This is a genomic window from Bradyrhizobium agreste, assembly GCF_016031625.1.
In the GTDB taxonomy this organism is placed as follows: Bacteria; Pseudomonadota; Alphaproteobacteria; order Rhizobiales; family Xanthobacteraceae; genus Bradyrhizobium; species Bradyrhizobium agreste.
On the sequence record NZ_JACCHP010000003.1, the window covers coordinates 398,341 to 415,400 of the forward strand.

Sequence of the window (17,060 nt, forward strand, 5' to 3'; positions counted from 1 at the left end):
TGAAACCGCCCGGCCCAACCGGGCGGTTTTGATTTGATGAGGTCAGTTGCGATGCAAAGCGCGATCATTCTCGGCGGCGGCATGGTAGGCGTGGGCGCGGCGCTGCATCTGCAGCAGCGCAGCTGGTCGGTAACGCTGGTCGATCGCCGGGAGCCGGGCCGCGAGACCAGCTACGGCAATGCCGGAATGATCCAGGCCGAAGCGGTACGCCCCTATCCGATGCCGCGCGACCTCGCTTCGCTCTTGAAGATCGCGACCGGCCGCACCAACGACGTGCGCTACAGCCTCTCCTCGCTGCATCTCCACATCGAGCCCCTGCTCCGCTATTGGTGGCATTCGGCGCCGAAGCGGCATCGCGAGGCGATCGAGGCGTGGGCACGGCTGATCGCCTACGCAACGGCCGAGCACGACATCCTGATCCGCGAGGCGCATGCCGACAATCTCATCCGCCGCGCCGGCTACCGAGCGCTATTTCGCGATCGCGCTTCGTTGGATCTGTCGATCAAGGCCGCCGAGGAAGATCAGCGCGAATTCGGCGTGAACTATCGCGTGTTGTCGGGCAGCGAGCTTGCCAGGGCCGAGCCGATCCTGCGCGACGATCTCCCGGGAGCGATCCATTGGCTCGACACCTGGACCGTGTCCGACCCCGGCGCGCTGGTCACCGCCTATGCCGAGCTGTTCGCGCGGCTCGGCGGCAGGATCGCGCTCGGTGATGCGCAGTCGCTGCAACAGACCGCGACCGGCTGGTCGGTCGACACCGACCAGGGCCACATCGATGCTCCCCACGCCGTCGTGACGCTCGGGCCGTGGTCGCCCGATCTGTTGTACAAATTCGGCTATCGCATCCCTCTGGTGCGCAAGCGCGGCTACCACATGCATTACAGCGGCGGCGCTTCGCTGGACCTGCCGCTGGTCGACAAGGCCCGTGGCTACGCCATGGGGCCGATGGCCAGGGGCATCCGCATCACCACCGGCGCCGAATTGACGGGCGCGGACGCGCTCGCAACACCGGTGCAGCTCGCCAGCGCCGAAGCCTCCGCACGCGAGCTGATCGACCTCGGCAAACGCATCGAGCCGGATCCGTGGTTCGGCACGAGGCCCTGCACGCCCGACATGCTGCCGGTGCTCGGCCCCGCCCCGCGCCACCCGGGCCTCTGGATGAATTTCGGCCATGGCCATCAGGGCTTCACACTGGGCCCGGCGACCGGACGCCTGCTCGCGGAGATGATGAGCGGCGAAACGCCGGCGGTCGATCCCACGCCGTACCGGCCCGAGCGGTTCTAGCCCTGAAAAAGGGCTGATCGAGGATCTCGACCAGCCCTTTTCTTCAAGGCCTGACAGCGCAGCTTGCGCTGCCGGATCAGTCCGTCGTGATCGCCGTCTCCATGTCGGTCGGATCGATCTGCTTGGTGAGGTTGGTGTTGAGCTTGTCGCGGTCGAGCTCGCCTTCCCACCAGGCGACGATCACGCAGGCGACGCCGTTGCCGCACAGGTTGGTCAGCGCGCGGCACTCGCTCATGAACTTGTCGATGCCGAGCACGATCGCCATGCCCGGCACGAGGCGCGGGTCGACCACCGCGAGCGTCGCCGCCAGCGTGATGAAGCCCGCGCCAGTGATGCCGGAGGCGCCCTTCGAGGTCAGCATCGCCACCACCAGGATGGTCATCTGCTGGCCGAAGGAGAGATCGACGCCGAGCGCCTGCGCGATGAACAGCGTCGCCAGCGTCATGTAGATGTTGGTGCCGTCGAGGTTGAACGAGTAGCCCGTGGGCACGACGAGGCCGACCACCGACTTGGAGCAGCCGAGCCGCTCCAGCTTCTCCATCAAGGACGGCAGCGCGCTTTCCGAGGACGAGGTGCCAAGCACGATCAAGAGCTCGTCCTTGATGTAGGCGAGGAACTTGAAGATCGAGAACCCGGCCATGCGCGCGATGAGGCCGAGCACGACGAACACGAACAGCGCCGCGGTGACGTAGAACGTCGCGATCAAGCCGAGCAGATTGAGGATCGCGCCGGTGCCGAACTTGCCGATCGTATAAGCCATCGCACCGAAGGCGCCGATCGGCGCCGCGCGCATCACGATCGAGATGACGCCGAACACCGCGTGCGCGGCATCGTCGATGAAGCTGCGGATGGTGTGGCCGCGCTCACCGAGGCTCATCAAGGCGAAGCCGAACAGCACCGCGAACAGCAGCACCTGAAGGATCTCGCCTTGCGCGAAGGCGCCGACCACGGTGTCGGGAATGATGTGCAGCACGAAGTCGACGGACTTCTGCGCCTTGGCTTGGTCGGCAAATTTGGCAACCGCCTCCGCGCTAGCCGCGGCGTTACCGAAACCGGAGCCCGGCTTGACGAGATTGCCGACGACGAGACCGATCACCAGCGCGAAGGTCGAGACGACCTCGAAATAGACCAGCGCCTTGACGCCGATGCGTCCGACCTTCTTGGCGTCCTGGATGTGGGCGATGCCGGAGACGACGGTGCAGAAGATGATCGGGGCGATCACCATCTTGATCAGCTTGATGAAGCCGTCGCCGAGCGCCTTGATCCATTCGTTGGTGGCGACGGTTGGCCACAGCCATCCGACGATGGCGCCGAGCACGATGGCGATCAGCACCTGGACGTAGAGGATTTTGTACCACGGCTTGGCGACAGGCTGCGCGACCGGCGCCCCCGCCATCGTTGTCGTCGTCATCGGTTTCACTCCCCCTCACAACATGTGGCCAGCCAAGATCAACTTGGCCAGCCCTGTCAATTGGAACCGCGCGCGTTGGCGCCTTTTACCCGCGGCGCTCGACGAGCCGGCGCGCTGCCGGCACCAGGGTCGCGCCGAGCGCATTCTTGACCAGCGAGGCCGCAATGAACGGCACGATGCCGACCTGCCAGGCCTTGGCGGCGCCGAGACCGAGGCCGAATGCCAGCCAGCCGAACCCGGTCGCGAGAATGACGACGTGGCCCGCAGCCATCGCCGCAAACAACAGCATCACGCTGCGATCCCAGCTGCGCTCGGTGAGCCAGCCGGTGACGAACGCAGCCAGCACGAAGCCGAACAGATAGCCCGCGGTCGGGCCGACCAGCGGTGCGATCCCACCCACGGGCCCGGCGAACACCGGCAACCCGATCGCGCCCTCGGCGAGGTAAGCGATCATGGTTGCGCTGCCAAGGCGCCAGCCATAGGCGGCGCCGATCATCAGCACCACCAGCGTCTGCAGCGTCATCGGCACGTAGGGCAGCGGCAGATTCACCTTGGCTGACAGCGCCATCAACGCGGTGCCGAGCGCGATCAGCACGATGGCACGCAGCGTGCCGACGGCTTCGCCCGGTCGGGTCGGCCACATCAATGCAGCGAGAGAAGAATGTGGCGCAGTGGTGGACGGGGCGGAACGGTCAGGCACGTCGAACTCCGGAAGGCTGTCGAAAAACTGGCGGCTATTTAAGCCAGTGAGCGATCCGGTCAACTGCCTCCCGCATCTCATCGAGCGAGCGTGCATAGGAAAAGCGGATGAATGAACGGCCATGGACAGGGTCGAAGTCGACGCCGGGCGTTGCCGCCACGCGCGCCTGCTCCAGCATCTGCTTGGCGAACTCGAAACTGTCCGAGGTGAAGTCCGAGACGTCGGCATAAAGATAGAAGGCGCCGTCAGCCGGCAGGAATCTCGTCAGTCCGGCCTTGGGCAAACCTTCGATCAGGACACGCCGGTTTTCCTGATAGCCGTGCTTGATCGCCTCCATCTCCGCCGCGCCGTCAAAGGCAGCCTCCGCCGCGATCTGCGACAGCGAGGGCACCGAGATCGAGAGGTTCTGCTGCAGCCGCTCGATCGGCCGCACCAGGATCTCGGGCACCACCATCCAGCCGACGCGCCAACCGGTCATGCAAAAATATTTCGAGAAAGAGTTGATCACGAGCGCGTGCTCGGACAGCGCCGCCGCCGTCACGGCCGGAAACGCGTAATCGAGCCCGTGATAGATCTCATCGGAGATGAAGCGGATGCCGGCCTCTTCCGCCGCCGCGATCAGGCCGGTGAGCGCTTCGCGGGACATCATCGTGCCCGTCGGATTGGCGGGGCTGCCGACCAGAACACCCTTCAGCGGCGCCTTGCGATGGGCCGCGAGCAGCGCCTCGCCGGTCAGCGCGTGACGCGTCTCGTTCGTGGTCTCGATCAGCACCGGCTCGCAGCCGAGCGCGGTCAGGATGTGTCGATACGGCGGATAGCCCGGCACCGTCACGGCAACGCGATCGCCGGGCTCGAACATCGACAGGAAAGCCAGGATGAAGCCGCCCGACGAGCCCGTCGTCACCACGATCCGCTCGGGGCTGACCTCGCAGCCATAGGTGTCGCGATAATGGCGCGCGATGCGCGCGCGCAAGGAGGGGATGCCGAGCGCCGAGGTGTAGTCGATTCGTCCAGCCTCGAGCGCCGCATGGGCGGCCGCGATCGCGGTCTTGGGCGCGCCGGCCGCGGGCTGGCCGACCTCCATATGGATCACATGACCGCCGGCAGCCTCGATTCGGGCCGCCGCGGCCATGACGTCCATCACCATGAACGGGGGAACATCGCTGCGGCGGGAGGGCTCGAGCCATTGCCCCAACCGGTTCCTCAATGTCGCGTCGTGCATCGATTTCTGCTATTGGCTGGCGAACCGGTCCATCCGGTCCGAAAATGGGGCGCTTGCGCCCCAGACTGGCCGCATTGTACGGCTCATAAGGGCACCGTTCACTAGGGCATATCGCGTATCCGGTCCGCCGCCAATCACCAAAACCAATCACGAAACTGCTTGACCAAGACCACTTGACCGAGCCCCTTTTGACCAAGACCGCTTGATGTCGCCCCAGATCGCATTGCGCAAGAAGGCCTCCGCCCTCACCGCCCTCGTCACGGCCACGGCGATCGCGCTGACGCCGTTCTCGGCCGCGCGCGCGCAGGCCAAGGGGCCGCCGGTCCTGCGCGACACCGAGACCGAGCAGCTGTTGCGCGAATACACGCGCCCGATCCTGCGCGTTGCGGGCCTGGAGAAGCAGAACATCCAGATGGTGATCATCAACGACGGCTCGTTCAACGCGTTCGTCGCGGACGGCCGCCGTATCTTCGTCAATTGGGGCGCGATCCTGCAATCGGAGACGCCGAACCAGATCATCGGTGTGCTCGCGCACGAGACCGGACATCTGGCCGGCGGCCATCTGTCCAAGCTGCGCGAGCAGCTCGCCGCCGCCCAGACCCAGATGATCATCGCGATGCTGCTCGGCGCCGGCGCGATCGCCGCGGGCAGCACCCAGCGCAGCAGCACAGGCAACAACGGACTCGCCAATGCCGGCGCCGCCGCGATCGCCGCTCCGCAGGAGGTGATCCGCCGCTCGCTGCTGTCCTACCAGCGCCAGCAGGAGGAGAACGCCGACCGTGCCGGCGTGAAATTCCTGGCTGCGACCCAGCAATCGCCCAAGGGCATGTACGAGACGTTCAAGCGCTTCACCAGCGAGAGCCTGTTCGCCGCGCGCGGTGCCGATCCCTACCTGCAGTCGCATCCGATGCCGGCCGAGCGCGTCGCCGCGCTCCAGGAGTTCGCAAGCTCCAGCCCCTACTGGAACAAGAAGGACGATCCCGCGCTCCAGCTCCGGCACGACATGGTCCGCGCCAAGATCTCCGCCTTCATGGAGCGGCCGGAGACGGTGTACCGCCGCTATCCCCAGACCAACGACAGCCTGCCGGCGCGTTATGCCCGCGCCATCAGCACCTACCTGCACGGCGATCTGCGCAGCGCCCTCGCCCAGATCGACGCGCTGATCCAGGTGCAGCCGAACAACCCGTATTTCTACGAGGTGCGCGGCCAGGCGCTGCTCGAAAGCGGCAAGGCGGCCGAAGCAATCGCTCCCCTGCGCAAGGCCGTCGCCCTCTCGAACAACGCCCCCCTCATCGAGATGTTACTTGGGCAGGCTCTGGTCGGAACCGATAATAAGGCCTACACCGACGAGGCCGTTCGGATTCTCCGCGCCGCGGTGGCCCGGGAGCCTGAGGCGGCGCTCGGTTATACCCAGCTCGCGATGGCCTATGGCCGGAAGGGAGATTATGCGGAGGCAGATCTCGCCTCGGCCCAAGCCGCATATTTGCGCGGCGACAACAAGACCGCCCGCGAGCTTGCCACGCGCGCGAAAACCCGTTTCGCCATCGGCACGCCCGGATGGGTCAAGGCCGACGACATCGTCGCGGCGAAGCCGCCGCGCAACTGACGCAACTCGAACGATGCCCGACCACGACGTCACGACACCGGGCTTAAAACGGTCGAGACGTTTCTCGAAACCTGCTTTTGCTTTGGATAAGAGGATTTGACTATGCCTTCGCTGCGCCTGCTCGCTCCTGCCTTGTTCGCGCTCGCCCTGTTCGGCGCAGCCGCGCCCGCCTCGGCCGACAGCTTCTCCGACAGCCAGCGCACCGAGATCGAGAGGATCATCAAGAACTATCTCGTCAGCCATCCCGAGGTGCTCGAGGAGGCCATGGCCGAGCTCAGCAAGCGCCAGGCCGCCGCCGAAACGCAGAAGCACGAAGCCAGCATCGCGCAGAACGCCGAGGCGATCTTCAACTCGCCGCGCCAGGTCGTGCTCGGCAACAGGGACGGCGACGTCACCTTCGTCGAGTTCTTCGACTACAATTGCGGCTATTGCAAACGCGCGATGGACGACATGCTGACCCTCATGAAGGGCGATCCGAAGCTGAAGGTCGTGCTCAAGGAGTTTCCGGTGCTGAGCCAGGGCTCGGTCGAAGCGGCGCAGGTCGCGGTCGCCGTGCGCATGCAGGACCCCTCCGGCAAGAAATATCTCGACTTCCACCAGAAGCTGCTCGGCGGCCGCGGCGCCGCCGACAAGGCTCGCGCGATGCAGGCCGCCAAGGAAGCCGGTCTCGACACGGCTCGCATCGAGAAGGACATCGCCAGCCCCGAGGTGCGCGCCACCATCGAGGAGAATTTCAAGCTCGCTGAAGCGATGGGCATGAACGGCACGCCGAGCTACGTGATCGGCAAGCAGATCGTGATCGGCGCTGTTGGCGTCGAAAGCCTCAGGGAAAAGATCGGCATTGCCCGCTGCGGCAAAGCGACCTGCTGAGCGACACGACATTGCGTCGAAAGAGGCCGGCCCACAGCCGGCTTCTTTTTTGCGCGGTTCGGACCGTCGCGGTTTGTCGCGGTGCGGGCGGGACCGTTCATCCGGCGTTCAACAAACAAAGCTCGTCGGAACCTCCTGGATTTCGGAACGACCGCGCTCTCCTTTCGTTGTCGGCGCGGGCAATGACGCGAAGAAACACGTGAGGAGAGGTTCAAATGACTAATCGCTTTTTGGTCTCGGTTGCAGCCTTGGCGCTGATCGCTGGCACCGGTTTCGCCAATGCGCAAGGAACCGGAACCAAGGACTACGGAAGTGGCCAGCAGACTCAGCACAGCACGCAGCCTTCTGGCGAGCGCAGCGGCTCCATGGGCAAGCAAGAGTCCATGGACAAGCAAGATAAGCATGACAAGGGAACGGTCGGTCAGGCCGGCGGCATGAAGGACCAGCCGAGCGCTCAGGACAAGTCGACTCAGTCCGACAAGATGAACAAGGACCAGCCGGGTGCGACGCATGAGAAGTCGACGCAGTCGGAGAAGTCGTCGACGGTCGGCCAGAGCCCGCGGAGCGACGAGAAGTCTAAGGGTAGCATGAGCAAGGAAACCGAGACCAAGGGCAGCAAAGACATGAAGGCCCAAGGTCAGGAAGACCGCAGCGGTATGAATGCGCCTGGCCACCAGGGTTCGCAAAGCCAGACCCAGACCCAGACCGGGACCGAGCGGTCGCAGACGACGACCGGCCAGGCTGGCGCGGCCGCCAAGCTCTCGACCGAGCAGCGGACGCAGATCACCTCAGTGATCCGTGAGGAGAAGGTGGCGCCCGTGACCAATGTGAACTTCTCGATCTCGGTCGGCACCCGCATCCCGCGTGAGGGCATTACCCTTCACGCCCTGCCGTCCCGGGTCGTGAGCATCTATCCGGAGTGGCGGACCTACAAGTACATCCTGGTCCGCGATGAGATCGTCATCATCAATCCGGACACCTACGAGATCGTGGCCGTCCTGAACGTCTAAGGCCGGACACCGGCAATTCTCGGGGGCGGGCAGCTTGCCCGCCCCTTTGCATGCGCTCGGCAGCCACGCTTCCGCCTGGTTAACAAGCAATTTCCGTAGTTTCCACACAGGTTTTTGCGCACTGGATGAGGTACTTGAACCTGCCCTCGAGGCCGTTCAAGGCTTCCCCTTACGCGCTTTGTTACCTATAACCGCCGCCACGCCGAAACACACCTCTTCCGGGATTGGAATGGCCGAACCTGACACGATCCTCGTCCTGAACGGGCCGAACCTCAACATGCTGGGAACCCGGGAGCCCGAAAAGTATGGCCATGCGACGTTGGCCGACGTCGAGGCGCTGTGCCGGGAAACCGCCGCGACGTTCGGCCTGAAGGCGGATTGTCGGCAGTCCAACCGCGAAGGCGAGCTGATCGACTTCATCCACGAGGCGCATCGGCGCAAGATGAAGGGCATCATCATCAATGCCGGCGGCTATTCCCACACCTCGATCGCACTGCACGATGCGCTGCTCGCGGTGCAGATTCCGACGGTCGAGGTGCATGTGACCAACATCCACGCCCGCGAGAGTTTTCGTCACCATTCCTACACCGCGCGCGCGGCTTTCGCCTCGCTCTGCGGTTTCGGCCTCGAAGGCTACCGCCTCGCCATCCAGGGCCTTGCCGCCAAGCTCGGCATCAAGCCCAACGCCTGACGCTCCCTTCCATCAGAATATTCGGATCAAACAACATGGCGCGCCAGCCAGACGACAAAGCAGCCGCAAAGTTTTCCAGCGAGGATTCGGCGCTCGTTCGCGAGCTAGCACTTCTGCTCGATGAGACCAGCCTCACCGAGATCGAGATCGAGCGGGCGGGCCTGCGCCTGCGCGTCGCCCGCAACATCAGCGTCGCCGCGACCATGCCGATGCCGGTAGCGGCCGCGCCCGCCGCGCTTCCGGCGGCCGTAAGCACCGCCGCGGCCGCCCCTGCCGCGGCCGACCTGTCGAAGCATCCGGGCGCCGTGATCTCGCCGATGGTCGGCACCGCCTATTGGGCGCCGGAGCCGGGCGCAAAGCCGTTCATCGACGTCGGCACCAAGGTCTCGGTCGGCCAGACCCTGCTGATCATCGAAGCCATGAAGACGATGAACCAGATCCCCTCGCCGCGCGCCGGCACGGTGACGCAGATCCTGGTCGAGGACGGCCAGCCGGTCGAGTACGGCGAGCCGCTGGTGATTATTGAGTGATGCGAATGGGAAATAGCGGATAGCGAATCGCATCAGCCTTCCCTACTCGCCATTCGCCACTCGCCATTCGCTGCAGGACAACATGTTCGACAAGATCCTCATAGCCAATCGCGGCGAGATCGCCCTTCGCATCCTCAGGGCCTGCAAGGAGCTCGGGATCGCCACCGTCGCCGTGCACTCCACCGCCGACGCCGATGCCATGCATGTGCGGCTGTCGGACGAGAGCGTCTGCATCGGGCCGCCGGCGTCCAAGGACAGCTATCTCAACGTGCCCGCCCTGCTCGCGGCCTGCGAGATCACCGGCGCCGATGCCGTGCATCCCGGTTATGGCTTTCTCTCCGAGAACGCGCGCTTTGCGGAAATCCTCGCCGAGCACAATCTGCACTTCATCGGTCCGAAGGCCGAGCACATCCGCCTGATGGGCGACAAGATCGAGGCCAAGAAGACCGCCAAGCGCCTCGGCATCCCCGTGGTGCCCGGCTCGGACGGCGCCGTCGGCCCTGACGACGACGCGATGGCGATCGCGAGGAAAATCGGCTTCCCCGTGCTGGTGAAGGCGGCGGCAGGCGGCGGCGGCCGCGGCATGAAGGTCGCGCACAGCGAGGCCGACCTGCAGCTGGCGCTGTCGACGGCGGCCAACGAGGCCAAATCCGCCTTTGGCGATGCCTCCGTCTACCTGGAAAAATACCTGCAGAAGCCGCGCCACATCGAGATCCAGATCCTCGGCGACGGCCGCGGCGGCGCGATCCATCTCGGCGAACGCGACTGCTCGCTGCAGCGCCGCCACCAGAAGGTCTGGGAAGAAGGCCCCTCGCCCGTGCTCGCCGCCGCCGCGCGGGCCAAAATCGGCGAGACCTGCGCGAAAGCGATGCGCGAGATGAAATATCTCGGCGTCGGCACCATCGAGTTCCTGTACGAGGACGGCGAGTTCTACTTCATCGAGATGAACACCCGCATCCAGGTGGAGCATCCCGTCACCGAGAGCATCACCGACATCGACCTCGTGCTGGAGCAGATCCGCATCGCCGCCGGCGGCGACCTGCCGGCCAGGCAGGACGAGGTCCAGGTCATCGGGCACGCGATCGAGTGCCGCATCAACGCCGAAAATCCGCAGACCTTCCGCCCCTCGCCCGGCCGGATCCTGCAATATCATCCGCCCGGCGGCCTCGGGGTGCGGATCGATTCCGCCGTCTACCAGGGCTACACCATCCCGCCCTATTACGATTCCCTCGTCGGCAAGCTGATCGTGCACGGCAAGACCCGCGCCGAGTGCCTGATGCGGCTGCGGCGGGCGCTGGACGAGATGGTGGTCGAGGGCATCGAGACCACGCTGCCGCTGTTCCGTGCGCTGGTGCGCGAGGCCGACATCATCAACGGCGACTACCACATCCACTGGCTGGAGCAGTACCTTGCCGGCAAGGCGGAACCCGCCCCGCGATAATCACCCCTCATGGAACCCTTGGCCCTCAATCGCGTTCTGGAGGGTTTGGGCCAGTTCCGAAGGGGCGTTTTGATCTCCATTGCACGAACAACAGGTGAACCGTCGTGACGGCTGAAGGCCAGCGACGGCGCGCATTCTGGCAGATCCTGCTGTTCGCAGCGGGCCTTTTGGTGCTGACCGTGATCAGCGCCGGCTCTGTCTACCTCGTCAACAAGGCGCGGGAAGACAGCAAATGGGTGGTCCACACCATCGAGGCGGAGAACCAGATCAACAACTTGCTGCTCGAAGTCCGGCGCGCCGAAAGCGCCCTGCGCGGCTACCTCCTGACAGTGGGACCCGAATTCCAGGCAGATTACGAAAAAGCCGCTGCTGCGATCATTCCCGCGCTCGACAGGGTCACGCGCCTGACCCGCGACAACCCCGCGCAGCGAGAGAATATCGAGAAGTTGAGCGCGGCGCTCGAGACTCGTCTGGGCCAATTCGCGCGCGAAATCGCTGCCATCAGGCAGGGCCAGCCGGATATGGCGACAGCACTGGCACGGGAGGCCGCGGCCCAGGGCGCCACCACCATGATCGGCAATGCGGCACGGGCAATGATCGAGGAAGAGGAGCGTCTGTTCCGGCTCCGCTCGGCGAATGCCGACCACAGCCAGACCCTCGCCGCCTCGATGACCGGCATCGGCTCCGGTCTCGTCGTGGTGCTGGCGTTGATCTCGATCTGGCTGGTGCGGCGCTCGGGAAGCGCCCGCGACGAGGCCGAGGCGCGCCTGCGCGATGCCAACCTCAACCTGGAGGCCGTCGTCGACGAACGCACGGCGGACCTGCGCGAAGCCAACGACGAGATCCAGCGCTTTGCCTATATCATCAGCCACGATCTGCGCTCGCCGCTCGTCAACATCATGGGCTTCACCAGCGAGCTCGAAGAGCTCGGCGGCGACGTCTTCCGCCGCATCGGCAGCCTCGCGCACGCCCCGGCGGGAGAAGCGCCGCTCGCGCCGGCCGCGCCGGGCGGAGTCGCGCTCGAAGGCGCCGACAAGCAGCTCGCGGAGGATTTCTCCGAAGCGCTCGGCTTCATCAAATCGTCGATCGCCAAGATGGACCGGCTGATCTCGGCCATCCTCAACCTCACCCGCGAGGGCCGGCGCGACTTCCAGCCGGTGAAGATCGATACGCGCGAGCTGATCGAGGCCATCGTGACGACGCTGGCGCACCAGGCCGCCGAGGCGCAGGCCGAGATTCACGTCGAGCCGCTGCCGGACCTCGTCAGCGACCGTCTCGCCCTCGAGCAGATCTTCTCCAACCTGATCGACAACGCGATCAAATATCTCAGGCCCGGCGTCCCCGGCGAGATCAGAATCCGCGGGCGAACCAAGCTCGGCTACGCTATCTTCGAGATCAGCGATAACGGCCGCGGCATCGATCCCAAGGACCACCAGCGGATATTCGACCTGTTCCGCCGCGCAGGAACCCAGGACAAGCCCGGCCAGGGCATCGGTCTTGCGCATGTGCGTGCACTTGTGCGTCGCCTCGGCGGCACCATGTCGGTATCATCGGAACTGAACGCGGGCAGCACCTTCACCATCACGCTGCCGATCGCCTGGAACGTGAGCAACCGGAACAGAGATCGATGACCCAGCCTGTCACCATCATCATGATCGAGGACGACGAGGGCCATGCCCGCCTGATCGAGCGCAACATCCGCCGCTCGGGCGTCAACAACGAGATCGTCTCCTTCCAGAACGGCACGGATGCGATGAAGCATCTGTTCGGCGCCGACGGCTCCGGGGTCGTGCAGAAAGGCAACGCGCTCCTGATCCTGCTCGACCTCAACCTCCCCGACATGACCGGGATCGACATCCTGAAACACATCAAGGAGAACAAATACCTGAAGGCCTCGCCCGTGGTGGTGCTGACCACCACCGACGATTCCCAGGAGATCAAGCGCTGCTACGAGCTCGGCTGCAACGTCTACATCACCAAGCCCGTCAACTACGAGAATTTCGCCAACGCCATCCGGCAGCTCGGGCTGTTCTTCTCGGTCATCCAGGTCCCGCCCGCCGCCACATGAACCAGCACACGCCGACACTGCTCTACATTGACGACGACGAGGCGCTGGCGCGCCTGGTCGATCGCGGCCTGACGCGGCGCGGCTTTCGGGTCGTCCTTGCCGCGAGCGGCGAGGAAGGTCTCGAGCGCATCCGCCGCGCCGCCACCCAGGACAGCGCCGAAGGCGGCATCGACGTCGTCGCGCTCGATCAGTACATGCCGGGCCTCGACGGGCTCGAGACGCTCGAGCAGATCATGGCGATCCCTGACGCGCCGCCGGTCGTGTTCGTCACCGCCTCACAGGATTCCAGCATCGCGGTGACGGCGCTCAAGGCAGGAGCGGCCGACTATCTGGTCAAGGACGTCCAGGGCGACTTCATCCCGCTCCTCCACGTCGCCGCCGAAGGCGCGCTGCGCCAGGCCGAGCTGCAGCGCGCACGCGAGGAGGCCGAGGCGGAGATCCACGCCTCGCGCGACCGCTACGCGGCGCTCGCCGCCGAGCGCGAGCTGCTGCTGCGCGAGGTCAACCACCGCGTCGGCAACTCGCTCCAGATCATCGCCTCGCTGCTGCACCTGCAGGCGAGCTCCGCCGCACAGGACGAGGTCAAGGCGGCGCTGACCAATGCGATGGGCCGCGTCGCCGCGGTGGCGCAGGTGCACCGCCGCCTCTACACCTCGCAGGACCTCAAGAGCGTGGTCCTCAATCAATATCTGGACTCGCTGCTCGAGGACCTTCGCCGATCGGCCGAAGGCAACCGCATGTCGCGCCTGACGCTGAAGGCCGAACCGATCGAGATCGATCCGGACCGCGCGGTCGCCGTCGGCATCATCGTCAACGAGCTGGTGATGAACGCGGTGAAATACGCCTATCCCGATGGCGCCGGCCCGATCCATGTCGAGCTGATCTCGCAAGGCGACGATCTCCTGCTCTCGATCACCGACGACGGCGTCGGCGACAACGCCAAGGCCGATCCACGCTCCACCGGCATGGGCCAGCGCATCGTCGCGGCCATGGCCTCCAAGCTCGACGCCACGGTCGAGCGCGATCCCACGCATTCCGGAACCCGGGTCGTGCTGAAGTTCGGCCGCGTGCCCGCAAGCGTCGGCAAGACCAGCACCGCTGCGGCGAGCTGAGCGGTCCGGCCGCCGCCCATCGCAACTGCGTTGCGATCCTGCTATGATGGCAAGCCATGACTTCGCGCGACTCCGCCCCGTCTGAAATCACGCCGGCCGTGCTGCTGCGCGCTTATGCCTGTGGCATCTTTCCGATGGCGGAAAGCGCCGACGATCCGACCCTGTTCTGGGTCGAGCCGGAGCTGCGCGGCATCATCCCGCTCGACGGCTTTCGCGTCGCCTCGCGCCTCGCGCGCACGGTGCGCTCGGATCAGTTTCGCGTCACCGTTAACACCGCGTTCAAGGCGACCATCGCCGGCTGCGCGGCGCCGCAAGTGGGACGCGAGGACACCTGGATCAACAAGCGCATCCGCGACCTCTATGGCGGGCTGTTCGAGCTCGGCCATTGCCACAGCGTCGAGGCCTGGCAGGGCGACGAACTCGTCGGCGGGCTCTATGGCGTCAGCCTGGGGCGGGCCTTTTTCGGCGAGAGCATGTTCCACAATGTGCGCGATGCCTCGAAGGTCGCGCTGGTGCATCTGGTTGCGCGGCTCATTCACGGCGGCTTCGAGCTGCTCGACACCCAATATGTCACCGAGCACCTGAAGAGTTTCGGCGCAGTCGAGGTGTCGCGGCGACGCTACACCACGCTGCTCGACAAGGCGCTGGCGGGCGAACCCGGCGATTTCCTGAGGCTCTCCGCCGGCGAAGCGATCCCGGGCGCACGCGCCCTCGAGATCATCGCCTCGCGGCAGTAACGAACAGCTCGGCTAGCGGCCAAACCCGGGGATGCCGAACAGGCCCGGACGCTGCTCCGGCGGTGGAGGCGGTGGCGGCGCCGATTGCTGCTGCTGAATCGGCGGCAGCGGCTGCGGCGGGCGCTGCTGCACTTGCTTGGGCGCCGCCTTCTTCTGCGCGGGCGGCGGTGGCGGCGGCTTCGCCGCGGCCGGATCCGGTGCCGCCGTCGCCACGGTCTGCTGCGGCTCTTTGCAGTCGGTCAGCCAGATGTCGTAGATCGGATGCTCGACGCCGTGCAGACCGGGGCTCGCCGCGTACATCCAGCCCGAGAAGATCCGCTTCACCTCGCCCTGCAAGGTGATCTCGTCGACCTCGACGAAGGCGTCGGTGTTGGCCGCTTCCGTCGCCGGCCGCGTGTAGCAGGCGTTGGTTTTGACGCGGAGCGCACCGAACTGGACGGTCTCGCCGATCTCCTCGTCGAAATTGATGATGCGGCCGGTGATCTTGTCGAGGCCGGAGAAGGTCGCCTTCTTGTTCACGATCTTCTGGGCCGGCGGCTCGGTCACGACCTCGTCGCCCGGCTGCAGGCTGGCCGGCGCCTGGGGCACGGCGCCGCCCGGGCCGCCCTTCTGCTGGGGCTGGCGCTGACCGGGCGCCCCCGGAGGCCCTTGCGGGCCCGGCGGAGCGATCGCGGCGGAGGGCGGCTGGTTTGGCGGCGCGAGGGTCGAGCCCGGCGGCGGCGCCAGGGGCTGCGTCTCGACCGGCCCCGGCATCACGTTGCCCTGCCGGCCCGGAGGCGGCATCGGGCGCGACGGCAGCACCCGGCCCTGCGGCGGCAGCTCCGGCACCTCTTCGTCGTCCTCGGGCATTGGCTGCGGCTGGGGCTGGCCGCGCGGAATATTGCCGGGCGGCCGCAGCGGCGGCGGATCGGAGAAGATCGTGCCGATCTGCGCACTCGCCGGCGTCGCAGCCGTCAGCGCGGTGGCGGCCAAAAGCGCCGCAAGACCGGTCAGGGAAAAGGTTTTGAACATCTCGCGCGGCTTCAACAGCGAATCGGGCTCGTTGGACATTCTATAGGGGGTACCGCCGCTCGCAGGCCCTCCGGTTAACACGCCGAATACGGCGGGGGAAGGGCGGCAACCCTGCCCCTCCCCGGCGCGGTCTGGCCAGGCCGGCTCCCGGATGGGATAGTCGTGAGCCCCCCGGGGCCGAAGACGGGTACGCGCCCGAACCGACAATCCCGACAGAGATGCCCTCCTCCCTCCGAGCCGTCCTCGCCCTTCCCCTGCGCGCCCTCGCTTGGCTTGGCGGCCAGGGCACGCGCGCGGTGGCGGCAATCGCCTTCATGGCGGTCGCGGTGCCGCCGCTCGGCGCGCTGCTGCGCCCCTATGTCACCGAGGCGATCTTCCTTCTGCTCTGCATCTCCTTCATGCGCGTCGATCTCGTGGCGCTGTACGGACATCTGCGCCGGCCGGCGCTGGTCGGGGCCGCCACGGCCTGGACCACGATCGGTGTGCCGCTGATCGTCGCCCTGCTCGCCCATGGAAGCGGGCTCGATCGAAGCTCACCCGGTCTCTTCCTCGCGCTGATGCTCCAGGGCATGGCGTCGCCGATGATGGCAGCGCCCGCGCTCGCCGCGCTGATCGGCCTCGACGCCACGCTGCCGCTGGTCACGCTGGTCGCCGCGACCGCGCTCGTGCCCTTCACCGCCTCGCTGTTCGCGAGCCTCTTTCTCGGCGGCATGCTCAGCATCTCGCCGCTCGCACTCGGCCTGAAACTGCTCGGCATCCTCGCCGCATCGCTGCTGGCCGCAACACTCATCCGCCGCCTGTTCGGCACCGAGGCGATCCAGCGCCACAGGCAGCCGATCGACGGCTTCAACATCCTCATCCTGCTGGTGTTCGCATCCGCCGTCATGGGCGACGTGGCGCACGATTTCGTCGCCGATCCGCTGTTTGCGATCGCGGTCGCGCTGCTCGCCTTCGCGGTCTATTTCACCCTGCTCGCCGTCACGACACTCATCTTTCGCCGCGCCGGCACCGAGCGCGCCTTCGCGATCGGGCTGATGGTGTCACAGCGCAATCTCGGCCTGATGCTGGCGGCCACCGCCGGCGCGTTGCCACCCACGACCTGGCTCTATTTCGCGCTGACGCAGTTTCCGATTCACCTTGCGCCCTACATGCTGATGCCGATCGCGCGGCGATTGACAGCGCGCGCGGACAGATTGCGTGGGGCGGCGGCAAATAGCACGACCTAGGCATGTCTCATCAAGTCGGGATATCTGTTTTCGAGATAAATTGGGCAGCGCCCCGATGTCATTTCCAGACCATTGCGAAAATTGGTCCGACGAGTTCCTATAGTCTTGCGTTGCTGCCCGTGATCAAATGCAACGTTTCAG

Annotated in this window: 16 protein-coding genes; 12 read left to right on the forward strand and 4 right to left on the reverse strand. The window is 65.9% G+C overall.

All coding sequences use genetic code 11. The features are described from left to right. Positions 1 to 51 precede the first annotated feature (51 nt). Positions 52 to 1,284, forward strand: a complete 1,233-nt coding sequence (locus tag HZZ13_RS06695; protein WP_197958832.1) for an NAD(P)/FAD-dependent oxidoreductase — start codon at positions 52 to 54, stop codon at positions 1,282 to 1,284. A 76-nt stretch (positions 1,285 to 1,360) separates the two neighbouring features. Here the strand turns inward: HZZ13_RS06695 and HZZ13_RS06700 are convergent, their stop codons facing one another. The 3 genes from HZZ13_RS06700 to HZZ13_RS06710 form a co-directional block, all read right to left on the reverse strand. Then, positions 1,361 to 2,695, reverse strand: a complete 1,335-nt coding sequence (locus HZZ13_RS06700; RefSeq protein ID WP_197958833.1) for a dicarboxylate/amino acid:cation symporter — start codon at positions 2,693 to 2,695, stop codon at positions 1,361 to 1,363. Positions 2,696 to 2,780: 85 nt separating this feature from the next. Then, the gene (locus tag HZZ13_RS06705) at positions 2,781 to 3,338 is read right to left on the reverse strand and encodes a biotin transporter BioY (RefSeq protein WP_197958893.1); all 558 of its coding nucleotides are present in this window, start codon (positions 3,336 to 3,338) and stop codon (positions 2,781 to 2,783) included. A gap of 91 nt (positions 3,339 to 3,429) precedes the next feature. Further along, positions 3,430 to 4,617 (reverse strand): pyridoxal phosphate-dependent aminotransferase, encoded by a 1,188-nt coding sequence (locus HZZ13_RS06710; protein ID WP_197958834.1) that lies wholly within the window; start codon positions 4,615 to 4,617, stop codon positions 3,430 to 3,432. A gap of 205 nt (positions 4,618 to 4,822) precedes the next feature. Here HZZ13_RS06710 and HZZ13_RS06715 point away from each other — a divergent pair, with 205 nt between their 5' ends. The 10 genes from HZZ13_RS06715 (at position 4,823) to aat (ending at position 14,682) form a co-directional block, all read left to right on the forward strand. Continuing rightward, positions 4,823 to 6,223, forward strand: a complete 1,401-nt coding sequence (locus HZZ13_RS06715; protein WP_197958835.1) for a M48 family metalloprotease — start codon at positions 4,823 to 4,825, stop codon at positions 6,221 to 6,223. A 102-nt stretch (positions 6,224 to 6,325) separates the two neighbouring features. Next, positions 6,326 to 7,093 carry a DsbA family protein gene (locus HZZ13_RS06720; protein WP_197958836.1) on the forward strand — a complete coding sequence of 256 codons (768 nt, stop codon included), beginning with the start codon at positions 6,326 to 6,328 and terminating at the stop codon, positions 7,091 to 7,093. Between the two features lie 215 nt (positions 7,094 to 7,308). Beyond that, positions 7,309 to 8,103, forward strand: a complete 795-nt coding sequence (locus HZZ13_RS06725) for a DUF1236 domain-containing protein (RefSeq protein WP_197958837.1) — start codon at positions 7,309 to 7,311, stop codon at positions 8,101 to 8,103. Positions 8,104 to 8,332: 229 nt separating this feature from the next. Beyond that, positions 8,333 to 8,794, forward strand: a complete 462-nt coding sequence (aroQ, locus tag HZZ13_RS06730) for a type II 3-dehydroquinate dehydratase (protein WP_197958838.1) — start codon at positions 8,333 to 8,335, stop codon at positions 8,792 to 8,794. A gap of 35 nt (positions 8,795 to 8,829) precedes the next feature. Beyond that, entirely contained in the window at positions 8,830 to 9,324 is a 495-nt protein-coding gene (accB, locus tag HZZ13_RS06735) for an acetyl-CoA carboxylase biotin carboxyl carrier protein (protein WP_197958839.1), read from the forward strand. Between the two features lie 82 nt (positions 9,325 to 9,406). After that, complete coding sequence (gene accC, locus HZZ13_RS06740; RefSeq protein WP_197958840.1) at positions 9,407 to 10,765, forward strand: acetyl-CoA carboxylase biotin carboxylase subunit; 1,359 nt, start codon at positions 9,407 to 9,409, stop codon at positions 10,763 to 10,765. A gap of 104 nt (positions 10,766 to 10,869) precedes the next feature. Beyond that, positions 10,870 to 12,396 carry a sensor histidine kinase gene (locus tag HZZ13_RS06745; protein ID WP_197958841.1) on the forward strand — a complete coding sequence of 509 codons (1,527 nt, stop codon included), beginning with the start codon at positions 10,870 to 10,872 and terminating at the stop codon, positions 12,394 to 12,396. Further along, positions 12,393 to 12,833 (forward strand): response regulator, encoded by a 441-nt coding sequence (locus HZZ13_RS06750; protein ID WP_197958842.1) that lies wholly within the window; start codon positions 12,393 to 12,395, stop codon positions 12,831 to 12,833. Before HZZ13_RS06745 ends, HZZ13_RS06750 begins: the two co-directional genes overlap by 4 nt. Beyond that, entirely contained in the window at positions 12,830 to 13,945 is a 1,116-nt protein-coding gene (locus HZZ13_RS06755; protein WP_197958843.1) for a sensor histidine kinase, read from the forward strand. The genes HZZ13_RS06750 and HZZ13_RS06755 overlap by 4 nt, the downstream gene beginning before the upstream one ends. Before the next feature lie 56 nt (positions 13,946 to 14,001). Next, the gene (gene aat, locus HZZ13_RS06760; protein ID WP_197958844.1) at positions 14,002 to 14,682 is read left to right on the forward strand and encodes a leucyl/phenylalanyl-tRNA--protein transferase; all 681 of its coding nucleotides are present in this window, start codon (positions 14,002 to 14,004) and stop codon (positions 14,680 to 14,682) included. A gap of 12 nt (positions 14,683 to 14,694) precedes the next feature. Here the strand turns inward: aat and HZZ13_RS06765 are convergent, their stop codons facing one another. Continuing rightward, positions 14,695 to 15,732 carry a DUF2155 domain-containing protein gene (locus HZZ13_RS06765; RefSeq protein ID WP_197958845.1) on the reverse strand — a complete coding sequence of 346 codons (1,038 nt, stop codon included), beginning with the start codon at positions 15,730 to 15,732 and terminating at the stop codon, positions 14,695 to 14,697. A 179-nt stretch (positions 15,733 to 15,911) separates the two neighbouring features. Here HZZ13_RS06765 and HZZ13_RS06770 point away from each other — a divergent pair, with 179 nt between their 5' ends. After that, the gene (locus HZZ13_RS06770; RefSeq protein ID WP_197958846.1) at positions 15,912 to 16,919 is read left to right on the forward strand and encodes a bile acid:sodium symporter family protein; all 1,008 of its coding nucleotides are present in this window, start codon (positions 15,912 to 15,914) and stop codon (positions 16,917 to 16,919) included. Positions 16,920 to 17,060: the final 141 nt, after the last annotated feature.